The sequence below is a fragment of the Streptomyces durocortorensis genome, assembly GCF_016901035.1.
Lineage (GTDB): Bacteria > Actinomycetota > Actinomycetes > Streptomycetales > Streptomycetaceae > Streptomyces > Streptomyces durocortorensis.
In genome coordinates, this window is the sequence record NZ_JAFEUF010000154.1 from 8620 (window position 1) to 17554 (window position 8935).

The following is an 8935-nucleotide window of genomic DNA, read 5'->3' on the forward strand; positions in this document are numbered from 1 at the left end:
TGTGTGGGTGGGGTTCTTGGCTTGATACTCCTTGTTGTTCTGTTTTGGCATTGTGACCTTCCTTTTTATTGTGCTTTGTTCGGGGGGGGGGTTTGTCCGTCCCCCCCCCCCCCCCCCCCGCCCTGTCTGTCGTGCAGGGCCCGTTGGCCAGTTGGCTAGTTGGTGCCGATCTTCGCCAGCAGGTCGACGATCCGCGACTGGACCTCGTCGCTGGTCGACCGTTCCGCCAGGAAGAGAACGGTTTCGCCCGATCCGAGCCGCGGCAGCTCCGCAGGGTCCATCCCGGCCGAGGTGTAGACGACCAGCGGGGTGCGGTTCAGCTGCCCGTTGGCCCGCAGCCAGTCGATGATCCCGGCGCGTCGGCGGCGTACCTGCATCAGGTCCATCACGACGAGGTTCGGCCGCATCCGGCCCGCCAGGTCGACGGCCTCACTGTCGGTCGCGGCGCGCGCCACCTGCATCCCGCGCCGCTCCAGGGTCTGCGTCAGCGCCACCGCGATCTCCTCGTGCTCCTCGATCAGGAGCACCCGCGAGGGATGCTGTTCGCTGTCGCGCGGGGCCAGCGCCTTGAGCAGGACAGCCGGGTCGGCTCCGTACGCCGCTTCCCGCGTCGCCTGCCCCAGACCGGCCGTGACCAGCACCGGGACCTCGGCCGCGACGGCCGCCTGGCGCAGCGACTGCAACGCGGTCCGGGTGATGGGTCCGGTCAGCGGGTCGACGAAGAGCGCGGCGGGGAACGCGGCGATCTGGGCGTCGACCTCCTCACGGGAGTTCACGATCACCGGACGGTAGCCCCGGTCGCTCAGTGCCTGCTGCGTCGGTACGTCGGGGGCGGGCCAGACGAGCAGCCGGCGCGGGTTGTCCAGCGGCTCGGGCGGCAGCTCGTCGTCGACCGGGTGCGGGTGCGGCCGGTTGGCGACCTCGACCGCGCCCCCGGGGCCGTCCAGCGGCTCCGGGCCTTCGGCGCCCTCGTCGGGCGCCCCTATGGCGTACGCGCGCCCCTCCGCGACGGGCGGCGCGAGCAGCTGCCCCTCGCCGTAGGCGGTGCCGGGGCCGCCGCCACCGACCTGGGCCGACGAACCCGAAGGCCCTGACGGACCCGGCTGGCCCGGCAGCCCGGGCTCCTGTGCCGGCCCCTGCGGCCGCAACTGCTGCTGGGACGAGGGCTGAGGCTGATCAGCTCCCGCTCCGGGTGTGGGAGCGGGCATGGGGGCGGCGGTGCCCGGCCGGTCCTGCTGGGGCTGCGCCTGCTGGCCCACGGTGGTCCGGGCCGGGGCGCGGTCGCCCTCCGGCGGCGCGGCGAGCTTGCGACGCCGGCCGGCCCCGCCGAGGCTCTGGTGCGGCTGGTTCTGCTGATGCGCGAGGTGCTGGGCGAACGGCACGCCCTGGCCCAGCGTGCGCACGCTGAAGGCCCGGCCCTGCGTCGAGTCGGGGTTGCTGCCGTCCGGCATCGGCTCCTCGGCGGGCAGCGGCTGCCGCCGCGCGTCCGTGGCCGGGACGCCCGCGTCACCGTCGGCCGGGTGCGCCCCGGGACCGGTGACGTCCGCGACACCGGTGGTGTGCCCGGTCTGCCCGGTCTGCCCGGTCTGCCCGGTCTGTTCGGTGTCGCCCCAAGGCCCGCTTTCCGGTGCAGGGCTCGGAGCCTGCGGGAGGCCGCCGCCGTACGGTCCGGGGGCGCGCTGCGCATCGGCGGCGAGCGGGAGGCCCTGCCCCGAGGTGCTTTGTTCGGAGGTGCCCTGCCCCGAGCTGCTCTGTCCGGTGGTTCCGGGCCCTGCGATTCCGAACCCTGTGGTTTCGGGCCCGGTCGTTCCGGGCTCCGGGGTTCCCTGCCCCGAGGTGTCCGGTCGGGAGGGCCCGTCCGCCTGGGGGTCGTTGTGCGCCGGGGCGACGGGGTGCGCCTGGGGAGGCGTGTGGCCGGCCTCCGGTGCGGTACGCGTGTGGTGGGCGCTCGCGTCGTCGCCGGGGCCCGCCGGGGCGTCGGGGGCGAGCGGCGCGCGGTCCGCGTCGGCCGGCGGCAGGGCGAAGGCGGTACGCGGACCGGCATCGGCGGCGGTGCGCTCCTGGGCGGCGGCCAGTGCACGCCGGGCCCGCCGGCCTCCGGGCTGCTGGGACTGCTCGGGACCGGGGTGACCGTTGCCGTTACCGGCGTTGCCGCCGCTTCCGGATGCGAGGGCGGGAAGGGCGGGAGCGTCGGTTCCGCCCTCGCGGCGGGCCCGCCGTCCGGTGGGCGGAACGGGCTGCTGCGGGTCCACCGGGACGCCCTGGGGCGGCACGGTCTGCCCGAGCTGCGGACGACCGCCGCCCTGGGCGTTCTCGGCCGCGGTGACGACGGACCCCTCCGAGGGCGCGGACGGAGCCGAGGTCAGGGCCAGCGCCCCCCGCTGCGGTGCCGGTGACTGCCCCTGCGGGGTGGCCCCGGCGTCTCCCGGAACCGTGCCCGGGGCCGCCTCGGCCGGGCTGGGCCGGCCGCGCCGCCGCCCGGAACCCTCGCCCTGCTGGGCCGGAATCAGCTCGGGGGCCTGCTGCTCCTCGGGCGCGGCCGGTCCACGGCGCGCCCGTCGCCGTCCGGTCGGCTCGGCGACCGGGCGGTCGTCGGGAACGGAAGGGGCAGCGGGAGCGGCGGCCCCGGCCATGCTGTCGTCGGCGCCCTCCGGCGTACCGCCGGGGCTGTCCAGGAACGCGTCGGTGGAGGACCTGCGCGCCCGCCGCCGGCCGCCGCTGGTCACGCCCGGCGCGCCGAGGCCTTCCGGCGACGACGAGGACATGGGGGCGGCGGGCTCCGGCAGCAGGCCGGTTCCGTCCGCCTCCGGGGGCGCGATCGTGCCGGACGCCGCGCCGATGGGCACGTCGAGGACGTACGCGCTGCCGTTCATGCCCGGCATCTCGTGCGTCTGGAGGACCCCGCCGTGCGCCCGGACGATGCCGCGCACGATCGGCTCGTGCACCGGGTCGCCCCCGGCGAACGGTCCGCGCACCTCGATACGGACGACGTCACCCCGCTGGGCGGCGGCCACGACCACGGTGGAGTCGACGTAGCCGCCCCCGGGCACGGCCCGGGTCTTGCCGGTCGAGTCGACACCGCAGACGTCCGCGACGAGATGGGCGATGGCGGTCGCGAGCCGGCGCGCGTCGACCTCGGCCTCGATCGGCGGGGCGTGCACGGCGAACTGGGCGCGCCCGGGGCCGATCAGTTCGACCGCCCCGTCGATCCCGCCCGTGACGATCCCGTCGATCATCGCCGGAGCCTTCAGCAGCCCCTCCACCCCCGCGTCCAGGCGCTGGTAGCCCAGCACGTTGTCGACGAGCGTGGTCATCCGGGCGTACCCGGCGGCGAGGTGGTGCAGGATCTGGTTGGCCTCGGGCCACAGCTGCCCGGCCGGGTCGGAGGCGAGCGTGGACAGCTCGCCGCGCAGCTCCTCCAGGGGGCCGCGCAGCGAATCGCCGAGGACGGCGGTGAGCTGGGCGTGCTGGGCGCCCAGGGAGGCGAGCAGCTCGGCCTGGCCCTCGATCTCGGCGGCGTACCGCTCGCTGCGGTCGGCGAGCTCGGCGGCGTGCGCCTCCTTCAGCGCCTCCAGCTCCTTGGCGTGCGCTTCCTTGAGCGCAGTGACCTCGGCGGAGTGGCTCGTGGTCAGCTCGGCGACGACGCTCTTGTGCTGGGCGGACAGCTCCTCGTAGGGCCGGCGGTCGGTGAACGTCATCACCGCGCCGACGAGCTGGTCCCCGTCGCGTACCGGCGCCGTCGTCAGATCCACCGGCACCTGCGCGCCGCTCTTGGACCACAGCACCTGCCCGCGCACCCGGTGCTTGCGCCCGGACTTGAGGGTGTCGGCGAGGGGGGAGTCCTCGTACGGGAACGGCTCACCCTCCGCCCGCGAGTGCAGGATCAGGGGGTGCAGCTCCTGGCCGCCGAGGTCGCTGGCCCGGAAGCCGAGGATCTGCGCGGCCGCGGGATTGACGAGGACGACGCGCCCGTCGGTGTCCGTACCGACGACACCTTCGGACGCGGCCCGCAGGATCATCTCGGTCTGCCGCTGCGAACGGGCCAGCTCGGCCTCGGTGTCGACGGTGCCGGAGAGGTCCCGTACGACGATCATGAGGAGCTCGTCGCCGGTGTAGCTGGAGTGGATGTCGTTGTACGCGGCCTGTCCGCTGTCCAGGCTCGCGCTGGTGACCTCGACCGGATACTCGTGGCCGTCGGTGCGCCGCGCGGTCATCCGCGTGGGCTTGGTCCTGCCCTGCTCGTCCGCAGCCTCGGGCCGTCGCATCGATCCCGGGATCAGCTTGGAGTCGAACTCCGGCAGCAGATCGAGCAGTCCGCGACCGACGAGCGCGGTGCCCGGGGTCTCGAACATTTCGAGGGCGATGGCGTTGGCGTTGACGACCGTGCCATTGCAATTGACGAGCAGAAGCCCGTCAGGAAGGGCATCGAGTATGGCTGCGAGGCGAGCAGTGCCTCGGGATGGCCTGCTGCTCACGACGACGCTTCCTCCCTGATTACCGCACCTTGCCGACAGCGGGCTCCATCTTGCCCCTCGGGCCGCAGACTGTCACTGGAGGAGTCTAAGGCCAGGGGAGGCCCCCGGGGCGGCGGATGAGGGGGAGCTCTCACCAAGGTTCTGTGCGCGCGGTGTACGCCAGGGGCCCATGTCGTGAGCGTCCGCACACCCTGTGACGTGCGCGGACGCGTGGCGCGGCCGGGTCCTTCCGGGCCCTCGCGGGCCCCGGGAGCACCCGTGCCCCTTCGCTGGAGCGAACGTCTTTACGCCGCCACCGACGGGCTATTCACGCCGCCGGCGACGGGCTATCGGACGTCCGGGAGCACCGGCACGAGGCTGTTCCAGCGGGCGATCTCGCATCCGTCGCGGCGGCTGGCGGTGGTGTCCACGGCCCGGCCCTCCCAGGTGCCGACGATACGAGCGGTGGCGTCGCCGCCGTGGATCATCGTGCACATCGTGCCCTCGGGGGTCTCCCGGAACAGCTCCTGCCGCCCGGACCGGGTGGCGCCGGCCTCCGCCAGCCGGTCACAGGCGGCCTGCCCCTGCGGGTGGCTGCCCCCGGTGGGCCCGCACTCCAGCTCGAACGTGCCGTCGGCCCCGGGAACCCCGGAGTTCTCCACGCTCACGGTGAGCCGGGTCAGCACCTCGTCGGCCTCACCCGGAGCCGTTCCGCCGCCGTCCAGGAACCCGGGCAGCGGGAGGGGCATGGGCAGCGGGCCGAGGGCGGGCCGGGCCTCGGCGAACGGCCCGGAGGTGGGCACGGCGGAGGGCACCGGAGCGGCGGACCCGGGCCCGGAGAACGCGGACTCGGCGGGGGCGGACCCGGAGGCGAGGGCGGTGGACGCCGGCACGGCGGTGGCGAGGGCGGCGAGCGAGACGACGGCGGTGAGAGCGAGACGGCGCAGCATGCGAAAGCTCCAGGATCTCTGCGGCGGGGTCGGCCGCGAGCGGCGGCCGCGGACGGATCACGGACCCGCCCCGGCGCCACGCTGACGGACGACGAACGGGCGACGACGACTGGACGACTGGCGGAGACTCGAGGCCCCCACCCCTCTCTAACGCGCACCGCGCCCGGACGTTGCGCCACCACGCCGAACTGCTTTGCCCTGGCCCCCGGAGGCCTAGTAACGTTGGCGGCGATTGGTGGCACGACGTTCGACTGTGTCATCATCTGCACGCACCACTCGCGTCCGCGCGAGGTGTGTGGAGGAGGCGTCGCCTAGTCCGGTCTATGGCGCCGCACTGCTAATGCGGTTTGGGTCTTAAAGCCCATCGAGGGTTCAAATCCCTCCGCCTCCGCTCCATCCCGAAGCCCCGTGCCCCTGGCACGGGGCTTCGGTCGTTCCGGGGTGAGGGGTCGCGCGGCCGCATCACAGCCGGAACGGGGAGGGGTCGAGGCGGGCCCCGGGCAGGGCCTCGGGAGGCCGTTTCCGCAGCTCAGCAGCGGTGCGGCTAATGGATTTCGCGTCACGGCGCAGGTCATGTAATGTTGTTCTCGCAACGCCGACCGGGAAGAAAAAGCCCGGAACGCCAAGCACTCGTAGCTTAACGGATAGAGCATCTGACTACGGATCAGAAGGTTGCAGGTTCGAATCCTGCCGAGTGCACAGCAGGCCAGAGGCCCCGGAGAAATCCGGGGCCTCTGGCGTTTCAGGGGTGGGCGTGGGCTGAGGGGTGTCCGCTCGCCTCGGCTACCGTGCGCCCGTGGATGACTCCTCTACTGGCAGCGGACCGCTGTCAGATGCCGAAGTTGCGCAGCTTCTCGATCTGCTGCGTCGTTACTGCGCCCACGATCTCGATCAGTGGGAAGCCCTGCAGACCGACACGCCGTACGGGCCCGTCTACGTCCAGATGAGCCGGTCGTTGCCACCCGGTGAAGAGTCGGACGAGATGTTCCGGCCGTTCTAGAGGTCACGGTCCTGACCTGGCCGGTCGGGATGGAGTGACCCACCGGATCGGCGCGTGCCGTACAGCAGCGGAGGTGTGGAGACCCCGGAGGAAGGCGAACTCCGGGGCCTCGCGCGTCGGGCCGGCCCCGTCTCGGACCGCCGGGCCTCAAGCCGCTTCGGTGGTGGGAGTCGTTGTCGCCGGCGTCGCGCTCGTCCGTGTCTGCTCCGCCGTCACCCGGCGGCGCCGGGTTGGGAGGCCCATCGTGGGGTTCGCTACGCCCCAGGCCGCGCCCTTGCAGATCAACTCCTTGTAGAGGGCGGCCAGGCGGCCGGTCAGGGCTGCGTTGACGGAGCGGTCGTCGGCGGTGACGTACTGGATCAGGCCCTCCTTGCGGCCGAGCGAGATGCACTGGTTGAAGTAGCGGGCCGAGATCGTCGGGAGCTTGGTGTCGGTGAGGCGGGCCGCGATGGCGTCGGCGGCCTGCCAGGCGGTGGGGATGCCCGAGGCGCACGACATGCGCAGCGGCTTGTCGCCGGGGCCGGTCACCAGGGCCGCGTCGCCGATGGCGTACACGTCCGGGTGGGAGAGCGAACGCATCGTGGCGTCGACCGTGATCTGGCCCGTGTCGCCGGTCGTCAACGTCGTTGCCCCGGCGATCGGGTGGACCGCGAAGCCCGTCGTCCAGATCGTGATCGCGGCCGGGATGTCGCCCTCGGGGGTGGTGACAAGGTCGGCGTGCACGGCGGTGACGGTGGTGTTCTCGTGGGCGGTGATCCGGAGGTTGGTGAACACCTTTCGCAGGTGGCGTGCGCCCTTGGGGGAGAGCCAGTCTCCCAGGCCGCCCCGGGCGACCAGGGAGACGTCGAGGTCCGGGCGGGTCTCGGCCAGTTCCGTCGCGGCCTCCACGCCGGTGAGGCCGCCGCCGACCACGGTCACGGGGCTGCCGGGGGCGAGGGCGGCCAGGCGGTCGCGCAGACGCAGGGTTCCGGCGCGGCCGGCGATCTCGTGGGCGTGCTCCGCGGTGCCGGGGACGCCCTGGGTGTTCCAGGCGCTGCCGAGGGCGTACACGAGGGTGTCGTACTCCAGGTCCGAAGGCCCCTCGGCGTCGTCCGTGTCGGTGACGGTCACCGTCCTGCGGTCGACGTCGATGCCCGTGACCCGTGCGAGGCGCAGCTTCACGCCCGTACCGGCGAACATGTCGTCGAGAGGGCGGGGGCGGAGGGTCTGGCCCACCGCCAGCTGGTGCATCCGGACGCGCTCGACGAAGTCCGGTTCGGCGTTGACGAGGGTGATGGAGACGTCCTCGCCGCGCAGCCGCCTGGCGAGGCGTCCGGCGGCGGTCGCCCCGGTGTAGCCGGCTCCGATGACGACGACGCGGTGCTGCTGGATGGTCTGCCGCATGTTCTGCGTGTTCTGCATGTCCCTGCACTCCTGTCTCGCGCGGTTTCGCCCCTTGAACCGGGCAGGCCGTCGATTCCTGACAGGTGGTGTGTGTGATGTGAGTCACATGGCTTCGGAGAGGGTGAGCAGGGGGGTTCCGTGGCTCTTGGCCGCCCACTGCCGCGTCGCGCGTTCCAGCTTGTCGGGGTTGACCTGGCTGCGGAACGCGGCGATGCCGTCCGGCGTGAACTCCGGGCAGACCACCCCGATGACCCGGCCGTCGACCAGGACCACCAGGGCGGGCAGCCCGTTGGCGGACGAGAGGTGGATCTCCGCGGTGCCGCCGATGAGCCGACGGGCGGCCCGGTTGGGGGTGAACATGCTCCGCATGAACCTCGCGACGGCCGCCGCCCCCTCGAACGCCTTCGCGCGGGCCGGGACCTTTCCGCCGCCGTCGCCGATCGCGACGGCATCCGCGGTGAGCAGCTGGACCAGCGGTTCGGTCCGGCCGCTGGTGGCGGCGGTCAGGAACTCCTCGACGATCCGCCGGGCGGCCGCCTCGTCGATCTCGGTACGGGTCCGGCCCGCCGCGATGTGCCTTTTGGCGCGGTGGAACAGCTGCTGACTCGCGGACTCCGTGGTGTCGAGGATCTCGGCGATCTTCCCGTGCGGGTACGCGAACGCCTCCCGCAGCACGTAGGCCACCCGCTCGTTGGGGGAGAGGCGCTCCATGAGGGCCAGGACCGCGAACGAGACCGATTCGCGCTGCTCGGCGGTGTCGGCAGGGCCGAGCATCGGGTCGCCCGCGAGCAGCGGCTCCGGCAGCCACTGGCCCACGTACGTCTCGCGCCGGGCGCGCGCCGAGGTGAGCTCGTTGAGGCAGACGTTGGTGAGGACCTTCGTCAGCCAGGCCTCGGGGACCACGATGCGGTCGATGTCGGCGGCCTGCCAGCGCAGGAACGTGTCCTGCACGGCGTCCTCGGCATCGCTCGCCGAGCCGAGCAGACGGTAGGCGATGGCTTTGAGGCGAGGCATGGCAGCCTCGAACTGGTCCATCTGGATCCCGGTCAGCGCCATGGTCCGGATCCTAGATGTATTGACCCGCAGGGTTGTTCACGCGGCTGATCGGGGGTTGGCCTCCGAGTGCGGTGTGGCAGCGGTGATGGTTG

General features: G+C 73.0%; 5 protein-coding genes and 2 tRNA genes. 3 read left to right on the top strand and 4 right to left on the bottom strand.

What is annotated here, in order from left to right:
* Positions 1–155: 155 nt before the first annotated feature.
* Entirely contained in the window at positions 156–4475 is a 4320-nt protein-coding gene (locus JS521_RS24520) for a hybrid sensor histidine kinase/response regulator (RefSeq protein WP_205085108.1), read from the bottom strand.
* Between the two features lie 326 nt (positions 4476–4801).
* Complete coding sequence (locus tag JS521_RS24525; RefSeq protein ID WP_205085109.1) at positions 4802–5404, bottom strand: SSI family serine proteinase inhibitor; 603 nt, start codon at positions 5402–5404, stop codon at positions 4802–4804.
* A gap of 300 nt (positions 5405–5704) precedes the next feature.
* On the opposite strand from JS521_RS24525, the gene JS521_RS24530 reads away from it, so the two are divergent.
* The 3 genes from JS521_RS24530 to JS521_RS24540 all read left to right on the top strand — a co-directional run bounded on the left by JS521_RS24530 (position 5705) and on the right by JS521_RS24540 (position 6404).
* Positions 5705–5795, top strand: a tRNA-Ser gene (locus tag JS521_RS24530).
* A gap of 235 nt (positions 5796–6030) precedes the next feature.
* Positions 6031–6103 (top strand) — tRNA-Arg (locus tag JS521_RS24535).
* 97 nt (positions 6104–6200) lie between these two features.
* Entirely contained in the window at positions 6201–6404 is a 204-nt protein-coding gene (locus JS521_RS24540; RefSeq protein ID WP_205085110.1) for a hypothetical protein, read from the top strand.
* Positions 6405–6551: 147 nt separating this feature from the next.
* On the opposite strand, the gene JS521_RS24545 is transcribed toward JS521_RS24540, so the two are convergent.
* Together JS521_RS24545 and sigJ are read right to left on the bottom strand one after the other, a co-directional pair.
* The gene (locus tag JS521_RS24545) at positions 6552–7787 is read right to left on the bottom strand and encodes an NAD(P)/FAD-dependent oxidoreductase (protein ID WP_205085113.1); all 1236 of its coding nucleotides are present in this window, start codon (positions 7785–7787) and stop codon (positions 6552–6554) included.
* A 102-nt stretch (positions 7788–7889) separates the two neighbouring features.
* The gene (sigJ, locus tag JS521_RS24550) at positions 7890–8843 is read right to left on the bottom strand and encodes an RNA polymerase sigma factor SigJ (protein ID WP_205085111.1); all 954 of its coding nucleotides are present in this window, start codon (positions 8841–8843) and stop codon (positions 7890–7892) included.
* Between the last annotated feature and the right edge of the window lie 92 nt (positions 8844–8935).